The following is a 1,127-nucleotide window of genomic DNA, read 5'->3' on the forward strand; positions in this document are numbered from 1 at the left end:
ATTATGTCTCCCGAATGGTCGGGACGAAGACGCATCGCGAAGAGGAAATGAACGTTTCCGGCAACCGTCTCGCGCCGATCCTGATGCACACGTTCGTCTCACATCAAGAGAACGCGCGAGCGCTTCTCACGCCGGGCGAGGTACAGGATCTGCCGCGCACCCAACAGCTATTTTTCGCACCGGACATTGCCCCGGCTTTGATCGAGAAAATCAAATGGTGGGAAGACCCGTTTATGCGCGCACACAGCGCAGAGCAGGCGCCCCCCGTCCCGCGCGATCACGTGCCGCCGGTCAATCCATGGGCGGGGTTGACCGTCGAGCCCGTCGAGATCCCAGCGTCCGAACGCGACGAAACGGAAGGGCACGGGGAGGTCGATCACATTTCGACTGGACGCACCATCATGGATGACCCAGGCCCGGTCGAAGGTGATCCAGATGAACCGGGGCGAGAGCAGCAGAGCGAACTTGGTAGCGACGACAACGCGCAGGTGAGGGAGAACGATAATGGCCTCTTCCGGATCTAAAATCGCAAAGCGCTTTCATTTGCCGGCGCGATTGGCGGAGCAACTGGCGACGGCCGCCAAGCAACAGCGCCGGAAGGAGTCGCATATCGCCGAGGAGGCGCTTGAGGCCTATTTCAATCCGGCCGAGCCCGACTTCATTCAGCTTGAAAACACGATGGCCGTGACCTTGCGAAAGCAGACACGGGCGATTCAATCGATGCAGAGGGATATCAACCTCGGCGTTGAAACGCTGGCTCAGTTTGTGCGGGTTTACTTCGGAAACACTTTCCCGCCGAACCATGAAATGCGCGAGGAGATCCTGAAAGGCGCTCCGAAGCGATGGGAGGCATTCACGGATGCGGTCCGCCAACAAATCGTGAAGGACGTTCCCTACGTGCGGGAGATTCTTGAAGATGAGCAGTGACGCCGCGCTGCGGCAGACCGCAGCATTTGAAGACCAGTTAAGACAGGACCTTCCGTTCCTTGATGACGAGGACCTGACCGATGTCATGTTGAACGATGACGGCAGGCTCTGGATCAAGCGATGGGGCAAGTCCCCCGAGCTGGTCCGGACGGACTTTCCATCGGCGAGGGCCGAAACTCTCCTTCGGCTTGCGGCCGGGG

General features: G+C 59.4%; 3 protein-coding genes. All 3 read left to right on the forward strand.

The annotated features are described in order from the left end of the window. The coding region (locus tag IG168_RS20325) for a type IV secretory system conjugative DNA transfer family protein (protein ID WP_193166434.1) at positions 1-524 on the forward strand (524 nt) is incomplete at its 5' end. Next, positions 505-927 (forward strand): hypothetical protein, encoded by a 423-nt coding sequence (locus IG168_RS20330; RefSeq protein WP_193166435.1) that lies wholly within the window; start codon positions 505-507, stop codon positions 925-927. The genes IG168_RS20325 and IG168_RS20330, both read left to right, overlap by 20 nt. Next, positions 917-1,127, forward strand: a 211-nt coding sequence (locus IG168_RS20335; protein WP_449843659.1) for a hypothetical protein, incomplete at its 3' end; no start/stop codon positions are given. The genes IG168_RS20330 and IG168_RS20335, both read left to right, overlap by 11 nt.

This window comes from Microbulbifer hainanensis, from assembly GCF_014904735.1.
GTDB classification, from domain to species: domain Bacteria; phylum Pseudomonadota; class Gammaproteobacteria; order Pseudomonadales; family Cellvibrionaceae; genus Microbulbifer; species Microbulbifer hainanensis.